We start from the raw sequence: 12,874 nt of genomic DNA, 5'->3' as shown, positions 1-12,874 counted from the left end.
CTCACCGCCCTGGCCGACGAGGCCGACGACGAGCGCCAGCGCCACCTCGTGGCCACCCTGCGCGCCGAGGTGAACGCCGGCTCCACCTTCGCCCGCGCCCTGGGCGCCCACCCGCGCGAGTTCTCGGCCATCTACTGCGCCGTGATCGGCGCCGGCGAGCACAGCGGCAACCTCGGCCTGGTGCTGGAGCGCCTGGCGGACGACCTGGAGGACCGGCAGGCGCTCAAGGCCAAGCTGATCGGCGCGGCGCTGTACCCCGCCATCGTCACCCTGGTGGCCATCGTCATCGTGCTGTTCCTGGTGGGCTATGTCGTGCCCAGGTGGCGGCCGTGTTCGCCGGCACCAAGCGCGCCCTGCCCTTTCTGACCGTGGCCATGCTCGCCATCAGCGACGCGGTGCGCCACTACGGCTGGGCAGCGCTGATCGCTATTATTTTCATAGCATTCGGGGCAAGGTATGCCCTAGCGCAGCCGCGTTTTCGCGAAAAATTCGATGCCGTTTGGCTGACCCTGCCGCTGGTGGGCAAGCTCGCGCGCGGCTACAACGCGGCGCGCTTCGCCGGCACGCTGGCCATGCTGGCGGGCGCTGGCGTGCCCATCCTGCGGGCGCTGCAGGCCGCCGCCGAGACGCTGAACAACCGCGCCATGCGCGCCGACGCGCTCGACGCGCTGGTGCTGGTGCGCGAGGGCGCACCGCTGGCCTCGGCCATGGCGCAGAAAAAAACGCTTTCCCGGCCTGGTCGCCATGTTCGCGCGCCTGGGCGAGCAGACCGGCCAGTTGCCCGTGATGCTGCAGCGCGCGGCCACGCAGCTGTCCACCGAGGTGCAGCGCCGGGCGCTGCAGCTGGCCACCATCCTGGAGCCCCTGCTCATCGTCGCCATGGGGCTCATCGTCATGCTGATCGTGCTGGCCGTGCTCATGCCCATCATCCAGCTCAACCAGTTCGTCAAATAAATGACCGGCCTGCCTTCCCGCCGCCGCCGGAGCCCTCCATGGCCATGACCCTGGACGACAAGCTCGTCGTCGCCATCTCCTCGCGCGCGCTGTTCGATTTCGAGGAGGAAAACCGCCTGTTCGATCCGCTGCAGCCGCAGACCTACATGCAGCTGCAGCTCGACCGGCTGGACACGCCCGCGCGCCCCGGCGTGGCGTTCTCGCTGGTCAAGAAGCTGCTGGCCTTCAACGAGCCCGGCCACCAGCGCGTGGAGGTGGTGGTGCTGTCGCGCAACGACCCGGTGAGCGGCATGCGCATCTTCCGTTCGGCCAGCGCCGCGCATGTCCCGCTGGAGCGCGGCGTGTTCACGCAGGGGCGCGACCCGTTCCGCTACCTGCGGCCGCTGGGCGCGCACCTGTTCCTGTCCGCCAACGAGGCCGACGTGCGCCAGGCCCTGCAGCTGGGCTACCCGGCCGCGCGCGTGCTGACTGAATCGGTGCAGGCCAGCCACGCCAATCCGCACGAGGTGCGCATCGCCTTCGACGGCGACGCCGTGCTGTTCTCCGACGAGGCCGAGCGCGTGTACCAGGCGCAGGGGCTGGCCGCCTTTCAGCGCCACGAGACCGACAAGGCCGCGCAGCCGCTGCCCGACGGCCCCTTCAAGCCGCTGCTGGCCGCGCTGCACCGACTTCAGCAAGCGGCGGGCAGTTCGTCGGGCATGCGCCTGCGCACGGCCCTGGTCACCGCCCGCAGCGCGCCAGCGCACGAACGCGCCATCCAGACGCTCATGAACTGGAACATCGCCGTGGACGAGGCCATGTTCCTGGGTGGGCTGGACAAGGGCGGGTTCCTGCGCGAGTTCGAGCCTGATTTCTTCTTCGACGACCAGACCGGCCACGTCACGTCGGCGGCGCGGCACGTGCCCTCGGGCCACGTGAACAGCGGCATCTCCAACCCCGGTTGAAGGCGGTGGGCGCAGCCACCCCGCCATCGAAAGGCAAAGAAGCGCAAACCTTTGCAACCGCCGGTGAAACCCTGCCGCCCCCGATTGCAAAAACCCGCCGGCCCCACCATCTGTGACACCATGCCCCGAATGAACACCCCTGCCGCTCCCCTGCCGTCCCGTGTCCATGCCGCCCGCGCCGCGGCGGCGCCGGTCCAGCCCGGTGCGGCCGCCCTGCGTGCCATCGCGCTGTTTTCCCTGCTCGCCATCGGCCTGGCCTTCAGCGCCGTCGCCGCGACGCCCCCGGCCGCCACGCCCCAGGCCAAGGCGAGCGAGCCCCTGAGCAAGGGCGAAATCAAGGCGCAAAAGGAATTCAAGATGCTGGACTTCAATGGCGACGGCAAGCTGAGCCGCTCGGAAGTGGCGCTGTTCCCACGCCTGGCCAACGCGTTCGACGACGCCGATACCAACCACGACGGTTTCGTGTCGTACGAGGAAGTGCGGGCGTTCGCCGCCAAGTACCGGGCCGAACGCGACCGCGCCCGGGCCGAGGAAGCGAAAACCCCGGCCAGCGCGGCAGGCGGTGCGGCCAGCGCGGCCAAGCCCTAGCCGCCGCTCGCTACCGCCACCGCCACCGGACTCGTCGTTTTATAGCCAAAACGGCCTCCAGCACAATCAGTACTAGGGCATTCTGCTATTGATTTAAGAGCAAATCGCCTTACAGCCCGCCCGTTCGCTTGACCTTGGGGTCGGCATAGGTGAGGGGCTCGTCCTTGGCCTCCTGGGCCAGGCGCTCCTGCAGCGGGGTCTTGTTGAGCTCCTGCGCCATCTCGACGGCGCTGCCGCTGGCGCGCCACATCGACTGGATGAACTCGAGCAGCTGCTTGTAGATGGGCTCCGGCGGCGGCTCCTGTTTCTCTTCGACCGTGTCCTTCTTCTTGACCTCGGTCCAGTCGCGGTTGCGCGTGTCCGGGTCGGACGGCTTGTCCGGCTCTCGCACGATGGCGCCCTCGCCCAGCCGGTCCATTGACTCGACGGGGTTGGCCGCATGGATGGGCCGGACAGGAACCGCGCCGGAGGCCCCCGTGGAATACAAATCGGCGCCCTGGGGACGCCAGCTCGGCGATCGGTCAACAGGTGGCATTTGCATGGCGGGGTCCGTTCGTGAAAGTGGAGCGGCAAGGGGAATTCATCCCTCGTCGTATTTCATAACGGCAAAAAGAAAGGGAAATTAAGGCCTTTTTAAAGGATCAAGGCAAAAATCAGGGTTTACCCCTATCCCTTGGCCACGCCTGTGCCCCGCCACGCCGCAAGGCAGGGTAGTAGCAACCGCCGCCGGCTCATGCCCGGCGCGGCCGGGGTGCTATAGAAAACGCTCCAGCAGCCGGCGCGAGGATTTGTCCAGCGCCGCCACATCGGGCACGCGGAACTGCACGCCGTCGGCCGAGGCGATCAGCAAGGTGGTGCGCCCGCCCAGCCGGCGGATGTCCTCCTCGGCCTTGAGCACCAGCTGCGCGGGGCCGCGGTCCGTCTCCACCACCCAGGTGCTGGGGGTGGAAAACCCCGAGACACTGACCAGCCTCTGCAGGATCGGCACGAATTCGCGGGCGTGAAGGTCTTCCTCGACCAGCGCCCGGGCGGCGGCAGGCAGGTGGTCCAGGTGCTCGATCCACTGCAGTTCATGGCCGTCCGCCCCGACCAGGGAGATGCCCTCGGCCGGCGCGGCGATGGGAAAAGCCCTCACCGGCACCACTTCGGCGTGCTCTGCGCCGCCGGCCTGGGTGAGCACCAAGCGGCCGTGGGCGTTGCGCTGCAGGCGGATGCCGGCCACGGCCGAAGCGGTGGCAGGGACGGCGGCCGCGGTGGACGCGGTTGCGGAAAAAGGAGAAGGCGAAGCAGTCATGGGCGTGCGCTCTCTTTCAAGGATCAGGAGTTGCCCGCGGGATGGGCGGGATGCAGCAACGCGCTGTCGATGACGAGGCCCGACGCCTCGGCGTCCTCCTCGGCCCGGCGGGCCTGGGCTTCGTAGAGGCGCCAGTAGGCGCCCTGCTTTTCCATCAGGGCGTCGTGCGGGCCGACCTCGACCACCTCGCCCCGGTCCATGACCACCAGGCGGTCGGCCTTGCGCAGCGTGGACAGGCGGTGGGCGATGGCGATGGTGGTGCGACCCTGCACCAGGTTATCGAGCGCCTTCTGGATTTCCTTCTCGGTCTCGGTGTCCACGGCCGAGGTGGCCTCGTCCAGGATCAGGATGCGCGGGTCGATCAGCAGCGCGCGAGCGATGCTGATGCGCTGGCGCTCCCCGCCCGACAGGCCCTGGCCGCGCTCGCCCACCAGCGAGTCGTAGCCCTGGGGCAGGCGCAGGATGAATTCGTGCGCGTGGGCGGCGCGCGCGGCCGCCACGATCTCGGCGCGCGTGGCCTCGGGCTTGCCGTAGGCGATGTTCTCGGCGATGGTGCCGAAGAACAGGAACGGCTCCTGCAGCACCAGCCCGATGTGCCGGCGGTAGTCGGCCACGCGCAGCCGGCGCACATCCACGCCATCGACCTGGATCGAGCCCTCGGTCACGTCGTAGAAGCGGCTGATCAGGTTGACCAGCGTGCTCTTGCCCGAACCGCTGTGGCCCACCAGGCCGATCATCTCGCCCGGCCGGATATCCAGGTTCAGCCCCTTGATGACCGAGCGGCTGCCATAGCGAAAGCCCACGTTGCGCATCGCGATGGCGCCCTCGACGCGCTCCATGGTCACCGGCTGCACCGGATCGGGCACGTTGCTCACGTGGTCCAGGATGTCGAAGATGCGCTTGGCGCCGGCCGCGGCCTTCTGCGTGACCGAGACGATGCGGCTCATGGAGTCGAGCCGGGTATAGAAGCGCCCGATGTAGGCGATGAACGCCGCCAGCACCCCGACGGTGATCTGGTTGTGCGCCACCAGCCAGATGCCGAAGCCCCAGACGATGAGCAGGCCGATCTCGGTCATCAGCGAGACCGTGGGCGTGAACAGCGACCAGGTCTTGTTGAGCCGGTCGTTCACCTCCAGGTTGTGCTGGTTGGCATCTCGAAAGCGCTGCGCCTCGCGCTTTTCCTGCGCGAAGGCCTTCACCACGCGGATGCCGGGAATGGTGTCGGCCAGCACGTTGGTGACCTCGGACCACACGCGGTCGATCTTCTCGAAACCGGTGCGCAGGCGGTCGCGCACGTTGTGGATCAGCCAGGCGATGAACGGCAGCGGCACCAGCGTGACCAGCGCCAGCCAGGGGTTGATCGAAAACAGGATGGCCGCCGTCATCAGGATCATGAGCACGTCGGTCATGAAGTCGAGGGCGTGCAGCGACAGGAAGACGTTGATGCGGTCCGTCTCCGAGCCGATGCGCGCCATCAGGTCGCCGGTGCGCTTGCCGCCGAAATAGTCGAGCGACAGGCGCAGCAGGTGCTCGTAGGTGGTGGTGCGCAGGTCCGCGCCGATGCGCTCGGACACCAGCGCCAGGATGTAGGTGCGCGCCCAGCCCAGCCCCCAGGCCAGCAGCGCCGACAGCAGCAGGCCGCCCAGGTACAGCCCCACGAGGTGCACCGGAATCTGCTGGCCGTTCTGGTAGGGGATGAGGATGTCATCCATCAGGGGAATCGTGAGGTACGGCGGCACCAGGGTGGCCGCAGTGGAGGCGAGCGTGAGCCCGAAGCCCGTCGCCAGTTGCTTGCGGTACGGCCGGGCGAAGCGCCACAGGCGCAGCAGCACCCAGGTGGAGGTCTGCGGGGCCGGCGCGCGGGCGCAGGCAGGGCACTCCTCGGTGTCGGGCGGCAGCGCGGTGTGGCAGACCTCGCAGCGGGCCTCGTCCGCGGGCTCGGACTCGACCTTGGCATCGTGCGGCATGCCCAGCGCGGCCAGGCGCTGGTCGAACTTCTGCAGCATGCGCAGGGCCTGGGGGTGCGCGCCGAGGGTGAAGCGCCACAGCGCCAGGCGGCGCTCGGTGTCGTGCAGTTCCAGGGCCCCCACACCGCCATGGTCGGACAGGCGCAAGGCCATGCCGGCGGCCAGCGGCCACTCCTGCACGGCACCGCCATCGGTGCGCGACAGCAGGCGCTGGGAGGTCAGCACCAGCAGGCCGGGCGCGAAGCGCAGGGCCGGGCTCAGGTCAACCTGCAGCGCGGCCAGCACGTTTTCGTGGGGGGCGAGCCTGGCTCGCCATTCGGCCCCGTCGGGGCCATTCAAGACACTCGAGGCGTCCACAGGATGTTGATGTTGCATTTTGGTTGGTTTTTCCGCCCTGGACGGCCCGAGAAGCCAGCCCGTGCTCTGGTCCCCATTCTCCCCGATGCTCCACAGGCCGCTTTGGCATCTGCATGTAACGCCTTCCCCACGGGCCACGCTGACATCCTTTAGGCCACCCCCGAGTGGGCGCACAATTGACCGACACTCCTTCCGCAAATCGGTCCGCTTCGGGCCGCAGTTTCCTTTACGCTGCACTCCATGGCGACATTCAATGACATCCAACTGCTGCGCATCAACTACCTGCGCGGTCCCAACATCTGGACCTACCGTCCGGTGCTCGAAGTATGGCTGGATCTCGGCGCGCTCGAAGACCACCCGTCCAACGCCCTGCCGGGATTCAACGAGCGCCTGACCACCTGGCTGCCGGCGCTCATCGAGCACCACTGCGGCGTGGGCGAGCGCGGCGGCTTCCTGCAGCGGCTGGAGGGCGGCACCTGGTGCGGCCACGTGCTGGAGCACATCGTGATCGAGCTGCTCAACCTGTCAGGCATGCCCACGGGCTTCGGGCAGACGCGCAGCACCTCGCAGCGCGGCGTGTACCGCATGGTGTTCCGGGCGCGCGACGAGCGCGTGGCGCGCGTGGCGCTCGAGCAGGGCCACCAGCTCATCATGGCGGCCATCAATGACACCCCGTTCGACGTGCAGGCCGCCGTGGCGCGCGTGCGCACCGAGGTGGACGACCAGTACCTCGGCCCCAGCACCGCGTGCATCGTCACCGCCGCGACCGACCGCGGCATTCCGCACATCCGGCTGAACGACGGCAACCTGGTGCAACTGGGCTACGGCGCCTCGCAGCGCCGCATCTGGACGGCCGAGAGCGAGTTCACCAGCGCCATCGCCGAAGGCATCGCCAGCGACAAGGACCTGACCAAGAGCCTGCTCAAATCGTGCGGCGTGCCCGTGCCCGAGGGCCAGGTCGTCAACAGCCCCGAAGAGGCCTGGGAAGCCGCGCAGGACATCGGCCTGCCGGTGGTCGTCAAGCCCTCGGACGGCAACCATGGCCGTGGCGTGACGCTGGACCTGCGCAAGCAGGCCGACATCGAGGCGGCCTACCACGTGGCCTACCCCGAGGGCAGCGACGTGATGGTCGAGCGCTTCATCCCCGGCGACGAGCACCGGGTGCTCGTGGTGGGCGGCAAGGTCGTGGCCGCCGCGCGCGGCGAGGTGGTGAGCATCACCGGCAACGGCCGATCCACCGTGCAGGAGCTGATCGACACGCAGCTCAACTCCGACCCGCGCCGCGGCTACGAAGAGGAATACCCGCTCGAGCTGATCCAGGTGGACACCAACGTGGCCGTGCAGCTCGAACTCAAGCGCCAGGACCTCAGCGCCACGGCCGTGCCCGAGGCCGGCCGCGAAGTCGTGGTGCAGCGCAACGGCAACGTGGCCGTGGACTGCACCGACGAAGTGCACCCCGAGGTGGCCTACATCGCCGCACTGGCGGCCAAGGTGGTGGGCCTGGACATCGCCGGCATCGACCTCGTGGCGCGCGACATCGGCCGCCCGCTGCAGGAGCAGAGCGGCGCGATCGTCGAGGTGAACGCCGGCCCCGGCCTGCTCATGCACCTGAAGCCCGCCATCGGCGCGCCGCGCCCGGTGGGCCAGGCGATTGCCGAGCACCTGTTCCCGGCTGAGGAAAACGCCGACGGCACGATCGGCCGCATTCCGCTGGTCGGCGTGGCCGGCACGCGCGGCACCAGCACCATCGCCCGCGTGGTGGGCTGGCTCATGCACCTGGGCGGGCGCCACACGGGCCTGGCCTGCCGCGAGGGTCTGTTCCTGGACCGCCGCTGCGTGGACACCACCGACAGCGCCCACTGGGAAGCCGCGCACCGCCTGCTGATGAACCAGATGGTGCAGGCCGCCGTGATCGAGAACGACGCCCGCACCATCCTGCGCGACGGCCTGGCCTACGACCGCTGCCAGGTGGGCGTGGTGACCGACATGGACGGCAAGGACGGGCTGGCCGAGTTCGACGTGTTCGAGCAGGACCAGATGTTCAAGGTGCTGCGCACGCAGATCGACGTGGTGCTGCCCGGCGGCGCCGCCGTGCTGAACGCCGCCGAGCCCCAGGTGCTGGAGCTGGCCCCGCTGTCGGACGGCGCCGTGGTGCTGTACGCCCAGGACGGCACGCTGCCCGCGATCGCGGAGCACCGCGCGCAGGACAACGGCCGCGCCGTCTTCGTGAAGGCAGGCCGGGTGGTGCTGGCCACCGGCTCGGCCGAGCATGTGCTCGGCGCACTGGCCGACCTGACGTTCGGCCGCAATGCCGTGCAGACCGAGCCCGACACCCTGCTGGCCATCGTGGCAACGGCCTGGGCGCTGGACATCGCGCCGGACCTGATCGGCGCGGGCATCAAGACGTTCGAGCCCGAGCTGCCCTGCGCCGCACCGGCCCGCTAGACCCCTTTCAACGACCGCATGGACTCGAGCCGGCGCCCGCGCCGGCAACCCCAAGAAAGAGACGCTTTTCCATGGACGTATCCCGCACCCGGGCCCTGCGCGGCCCCAACCTCTGGAGCCGCCACACCGCCATCGAGGCCGTGGTGACCTGTGCCGAATCCGAACTCGCCATGCGCCAGATCGATGGCTTCGAATCCCGGCTGCGCGCGCTGTTTCCCGCCGTGGGCGTGCTGCACCCCGAAGGCAGCGATGCCGATGTCTCCCTGGCCCATGTCCTGGGCGGCGCGGCCCTGGCGCTGCAGGCGCAGGCCGGCTGCCCCGTCAGCTTCAGCCGCATCTCGGCCACCGTGGACCGCGGCGTGTACCAGGTCGTCGTCGAGTACAGCGAAGAGGCCGTGGGCCGGCAGGCCTTCGAGGATGCCCAGGCGCTGATCCAGGACGCGCTGCAAGGCGGCCACTTCGACGCCGAGGCCGCCGTGGCGCGCCTGCGCGAGCTGGACGAGGACGAACGGCTGGGCCCCAGCACCGGCTCCATCGTCGAGGCCGCCGCGGCACGCGGCATTCCGTGGCGCCGGCTGACATCGGGCAGCCTGGTCCAGTTCGGCTGGGGTTCCAAGCAGCGCCGCATCCAGGCCGCCGAGGTCGATTCGACCAGCGCCGTGGCCGAATCCATCGCGCAGGACAAGGACCTCACCAAGCGCCTGCTGCACGCCGCCGGCGTGCCCGTGCCGCTGGGCCGCCCGGTCGAGTCGGTGGACGATGCCTGGAAGGCCGCGCAGGAAGTCGGCCTGCCCGTGGTGGTCAAGCCCCAGGACGGCAACCAGGGCAAGGGCGTGACGGTGAACATCACCGAGCGCTCGCAGCTCGACGAGGCCTTCCGCGCCGCCGCCGAATACGGCACGGTGATGGTCGAGCGCTTCCTGCCGGGCCATGATTTCCGCCTCCTGGTGGTGGGCGACCAGTTGGTGGCCGCCGCGCGCCGCGAGCCGCCGCAGGTGCTGGGCGACGGCGAGCGCACCGTGCGCGAGCTGGTGCACCTGGTCAACCTCGATCCGCGCCGCGGCGAGGGCCACGCCACCTCGCTCACCAAGATCCGCCTGGACGACATCGCCGTGGCGCGGCTGGCCATGCAGGGCCTCACGCCCGACGCCGTGCCGGCCAAGGGCCAGCGCGTGATCCTGCGCAACAACGCCAACCTGTCCACCGGCGGTACCGCCACCGACGTGACGGACGACGTGCACCCCGAGGTGGCGGCCCGCGCCATCGCCGCGGCCCAGATGGTGGGCCTGCACATCTGCGGCGTGGACATGGTGGCCGAAAACGTGCTGCAGCCGCTGGAAGTGCAAGGCGGCGGCTTCGTCGAGGTGAACGCCGCGCCCGGCCTGCGCATGCACCTGGCGCCCAGCTACGGCAAGCCCCGCAACGTGGGCCAGGCCATGGTGGACAAGCTCTTCGCCAACGGGCAGGACGGGCGCATTCCCGTGGTGGCCGTGACCGGCACCAACGGCAAGACCACCACCGCGCGCCTGATCGCGCACCTGTTCTCGGCCCAGGGCCTGCGCGTGGGCATGACCAACACCGACGGCGTGTACGTGAACGGCCGCCAGATCGACAGCGGCGACTGCTCCGGCCCCAAGAGCGCGCGCAACGTGCTGCTGCACCCCGAGGTGGATGCGGCCGTGTTCGAGACCGCGCGCGGCGGCATCCTGCGCGAGGGCCTGGGCTTCGACCGCTGCCAGGTGGCCGTGGTGACCAACATCGGCGCCGGCGACCACCTGGGCCTGAACTACATCACCACGGTGGACGACCTGGCCGTGCTCAAGCGCGTGATCGTGCAGAACGTGGCGCCGGACGGCTACGCCGTGCTCAACGCGGCCGACCCCATCGTCGCGGCCATGGCCTCGTCCACGCCGGGCAAGGTGATCTACTTCGCCAGCGACCGACACCACCCGGTGATGGCCACGCACCGCGCGCAGGGCCACCGGTCGGTGTACATGGACGGCGAGTCCATCGTCGCGGCCGAAGGCTCGTGGCGCGAGACCATCCACCTGCGCGACGTGCCCATCACGCGCAACGGCAAGATCGGTTTCCAGGTCGAGAACGTCATGGCATCGGTGGCCGCCGCCTGGGGCGCGGGCCTGCCATGGCAGACCATCCGCCGCGGGCTCTCGGGCTTCGTGAACGACAGCGACAACGCCCCCGGCCGCTTCAACGTGATGGATTTCAAGGGCGCCACGGTGATCGCCGACTACGGACACAACCCGGACGCGATGCGCGCCCTGGTGGCCGCCGTCGATGCGCTGCCGGGCAACCGCCGCAGCGTGGTCATCAGCGGCGCGGGCGACCGGCGCGACGAGGACATCCGCGACCAGACGGTGATCCTGGGCGCGGCGTTCGACGACGTGATCCTCTACCAGGACGCGGCCCAGCGCGGCCGTGCCGACGGCGAGGTGATGGCGCTGCTGCGCGAGGGCCTGGCGGGCGCCTCGCGCACCAAGCACATCGAGGAGATCCGCGGCGAGTTCATCGCCATCGATTCGGCGCTGGACCGGCTGCAGCCGGGCGACCTGTGCCTCGTGCTGGTGGACCAGGTGGAAGAAGCCCTGGCGCACCTGGCCAAGCGCTGCGCGGAGGTGGCCGCATGACCGCCGCCCGCCGCCTCTCCAATGCCCTGCCCCGTGCCGCGCTGGCACTCGGGCTGGCCGCCGCCGCGCTGTGCGCCCAGGCCGAGACCATCGGCACCGTGGACACCGCGTTCAAGCTCCTGGGCCGCGACCACGACATCATCGTGGAAGCCTACGACGACCCGGCCGTGCAGGGCGTGACCTGCTACGTGTCGCGCGCCCGCACCGGCGGCATCAAGGGCTCGCTCGGGCTGGCCGAGGACAAGGCCGAGGCCTCCATCGCCTGCCGGCAGACCGGGCCCATCGCGTTCCCCAAGCCGCCACTCAAGCAGCAGGACGAGGTGTTCAGCGAACGCATCTCCATTTTGTTCAAGCGCCTGCGCATCGTGCGGATGGTGGACCCGGCCCGCAACACGCTGGTGTACCTGACATACTCCGACCGGCTCATCGAAGGCTCGCCGCAGAACGCGGTGACCGCCGTGCCGGTGGACCGCGCCACGCCGATTCCGCTCAAGAAGTGACCAACGGGGCACGGGCCAAGCGATTCGTGGCCGAATCGCCTCCACGCCCTAGTACTCATTGCCTCTTTTACTATTATTTATATAGCAAACAGCTGATCCGGATCACTGGCCGCCGGCGATCTGGCGCAGCGCCTGCTCGAACACCTCGGGCGGCTGGCCGCCCTGGATGAGGTGGCGGTCGTTGATGATGACCGCCGGCACCGAATGGATGCCGTGCTGCTGGTAGAACGCCTCGCGTTCGCGCACCGCGTCGGCGTATTCGCCCGAGGCCAGCACGGCCTGCGCCTGGTCCGCATCCAGGCCGGCGCCGGCTGCCGCGCGCACCAGCACGTCGTGGTCGCCCGGGCTCTGCCCATCGGTGAAGTAGGCCTTGAACAGTGCGTGCTTCAGGGCCGTCTGCGCAGCCTCGCCGCCCGCCTCGCCCGCCCAGTGCAGCAGGCGGTGCGCATCGAACGTGTTGTAGATGCGGCTGCGCTGCCCCATGTCGAACGTGAAGCCCAGCGCGGCGCCGCGTTCGGCGATGGCTTCGCGGTTGCGCTGCGACTGCTCGGGCGTGGCACCGTATTTTTCGGCCAGGTGCTCGGCGATGTCCTGGCCTTCCGGCGCCATCTGGGGATTGAGCTCGAACGGCTGGAAGTGCAGCTGCGCCGCCACCGTGCCGTCCAGCCGGTCCAGGGCCTGCTCCAGCGCGTGCAGCCCGATGGCGCACCAGGGGCAGGACACGTCGGAGACGAAATCGATCTTGAGGGGGACGGGGGTGGCAGGGGCCGGGGGGGTGGTCATGGCAACTCCATTGCAAAGGGTCGAACGCGTGATGCTAGGCCGCCTTCCATGACCGTGCACGCCTGTGGGCACTGCGCGGCGGCCTGCGAATGCGATCGCAAGAACCGGGGTGCGGGCCCGCCGCGCCGTGCGTAGATTCAAGGCCAGGCCCTTACCATTGAACGAGGAATCGACGCCATGGCTTCCCGCCCCCACTCCTGTCCCACCCCCCGCACCATTTGCACGGCGGCGCAGCGCGCCGCCGCCACGCTGGCCGATCCCCGGTGGGCCGCCGTCGCGGCACGGGACGCCCAGGCCGATGGCCGCTTCGTCTATTCGGTCCGCACCACCGGCGTGTATTGCCGGCCCTCGTGCGCCGCCCGGCCCGCCCGGCCGGAGAACGTGGACTTCCATGCCA

At 69.6% G+C, this 12,874-nt stretch carries 10 protein-coding genes and 1 pseudogene; 7 read left to right on the top strand and 4 right to left on the bottom strand.

From position 1 onward, the window contains the following. The 3 genes and pseudogenes from AC27IQ_RS12300 to AC27IQ_RS12290 form a co-directional block, all read left to right on the top strand. Window positions 1-954 (top strand): annotated as a pseudogene (locus AC27IQ_RS12300) (type II secretion system F family protein); the annotation flags it as partial. Between the two features lie 38 nt (window positions 955-992). Then, window positions 993-1,898, top strand: coding sequence for a 5'-nucleotidase (locus tag AC27IQ_RS12295; protein ID WP_272551189.1), 906 nt, complete (start codon window positions 993-995; stop codon window positions 1,896-1,898). A gap of 129 nt (window positions 1,899-2,027) precedes the next feature. After that, on the top strand, window positions 2,028-2,486 hold the full coding sequence (locus AC27IQ_RS12290; RefSeq protein WP_487089637.1) for an EF-hand domain-containing protein: 459 nt from the start codon (window positions 2,028-2,030) through the stop codon (window positions 2,484-2,486). 109 nt (window positions 2,487-2,595) lie between these two features. On the opposite strand, the gene AC27IQ_RS12285 is transcribed toward AC27IQ_RS12290, so the two are convergent. The 3 genes from AC27IQ_RS12285 to AC27IQ_RS12275 form a co-directional block, all read right to left on the bottom strand. Next, window positions 2,596-3,027 (bottom strand): hypothetical protein, encoded by a 432-nt coding sequence (locus AC27IQ_RS12285; protein ID WP_284396393.1) that lies wholly within the window; start codon window positions 3,025-3,027, stop codon window positions 2,596-2,598. 213 nt (window positions 3,028-3,240) lie between these two features. Further along, the gene (locus tag AC27IQ_RS12280) at window positions 3,241-3,780 is read right to left on the bottom strand and encodes a cyanophycin metabolism-associated DUF1854 family protein (RefSeq protein WP_487089636.1); all 540 of its coding nucleotides are present in this window, start codon (window positions 3,778-3,780) and stop codon (window positions 3,241-3,243) included. 23 nt (window positions 3,781-3,803) lie between these two features. Beyond that, the gene (locus AC27IQ_RS12275; RefSeq protein ID WP_487089635.1) at window positions 3,804-6,122 is read right to left on the bottom strand and encodes a cyanophycin metabolism-associated ABC transporter; all 2,319 of its coding nucleotides are present in this window, start codon (window positions 6,120-6,122) and stop codon (window positions 3,804-3,806) included. A 222-nt stretch (window positions 6,123-6,344) separates the two neighbouring features. Here AC27IQ_RS12275 and AC27IQ_RS12270 point away from each other — a divergent pair, with 222 nt between their 5' ends. The 3 genes from AC27IQ_RS12270 (at window position 6,345) to AC27IQ_RS12260 (ending at window position 11,694) form a co-directional block, all read left to right on the top strand. Then, window positions 6,345-8,549: a cyanophycin synthetase gene (locus AC27IQ_RS12270; protein ID WP_317352824.1), complete on the top strand. Its 2,205-nt coding sequence runs from the start codon at window positions 6,345-6,347 to the stop codon at window positions 8,547-8,549. 71 nt (window positions 8,550-8,620) lie between these two features. Then, window positions 8,621-11,194 carry a cyanophycin synthetase gene (cphA, locus tag AC27IQ_RS12265; protein WP_487089634.1) on the top strand — a complete coding sequence of 858 codons (2,574 nt, stop codon included), beginning with the start codon at window positions 8,621-8,623 and terminating at the stop codon, window positions 11,192-11,194. Further along, a complete protein-coding gene (locus tag AC27IQ_RS12260; RefSeq protein ID WP_272567418.1) occupies window positions 11,191-11,694 on the top strand; it encodes a CreA family protein in 504 nt (167 codons plus the stop codon). The genes cphA and AC27IQ_RS12260 overlap by 4 nt, the downstream gene beginning before the upstream one ends. A gap of 102 nt (window positions 11,695-11,796) precedes the next feature. On the opposite strand, the gene AC27IQ_RS12255 is transcribed toward AC27IQ_RS12260, so the two are convergent. After that, window positions 11,797-12,477 (bottom strand): DsbA family oxidoreductase, encoded by a 681-nt coding sequence (locus AC27IQ_RS12255; protein WP_487089633.1) that lies wholly within the window; start codon window positions 12,475-12,477, stop codon window positions 11,797-11,799. Window positions 12,478-12,654: 177 nt separating this feature from the next. On the opposite strand from AC27IQ_RS12255, the gene AC27IQ_RS12250 reads away from it, so the two are divergent. Further along, the coding region (locus AC27IQ_RS12250; RefSeq protein ID WP_487089632.1) for an Ada metal-binding domain-containing protein at window positions 12,655-12,874 on the top strand (220 nt) is incomplete at its 3' end.

It is taken from the genome of Acidovorax sp. KPB24-07 (assembly GCF_057543315.1).
This window is presented reverse-complemented; position numbering and strand designations above follow the sequence as displayed.

Excerpts from the sequence above, each read along its gene's own strand:
- AC27IQ_RS12280 (WP_487089636.1), bottom strand. The coding sequence starts at position 3,780 with ATGACTGCTTCGCCTTCTCCTTTTTCCGCAACCGCGTCCACCGCGGCC.
- AC27IQ_RS12255 (WP_487089633.1), bottom strand. The coding sequence starts at position 12,477 with ATGACCACCCCCCCGGCCCCTGCCACCCCCGTCCCCCTCAAGATCGAT.
- AC27IQ_RS12275 (WP_487089635.1), bottom strand. The coding sequence starts at position 6,122 with ATGCAACATCAACATCCTGTGGACGCCTCGAGTGTCTTGAATGGCCCC.
- cphA (WP_487089634.1), top strand. The coding sequence starts at position 8,621 with ATGGACGTATCCCGCACCCGGGCCCTGCGCGGCCCCAACCTCTGGAGC.
- AC27IQ_RS12270 (WP_317352824.1), top strand. The coding sequence starts at position 6,345 with ATGGCGACATTCAATGACATCCAACTGCTGCGCATCAACTACCTGCGC.
- AC27IQ_RS12290 (WP_487089637.1), top strand. The coding sequence starts at position 2,028 with ATGAACACCCCTGCCGCTCCCCTGCCGTCCCGTGTCCATGCCGCCCGC.
- AC27IQ_RS12285 (WP_284396393.1), bottom strand. The coding sequence starts at position 3,027 with ATGCAAATGCCACCTGTTGACCGATCGCCGAGCTGGCGTCCCCAGGGC.
- AC27IQ_RS12260 (WP_272567418.1), top strand. The coding sequence starts at position 11,191 with ATGACCGCCGCCCGCCGCCTCTCCAATGCCCTGCCCCGTGCCGCGCTG.
- AC27IQ_RS12295 (WP_272551189.1), top strand. The coding sequence starts at position 993 with ATGGCCATGACCCTGGACGACAAGCTCGTCGTCGCCATCTCCTCGCGC.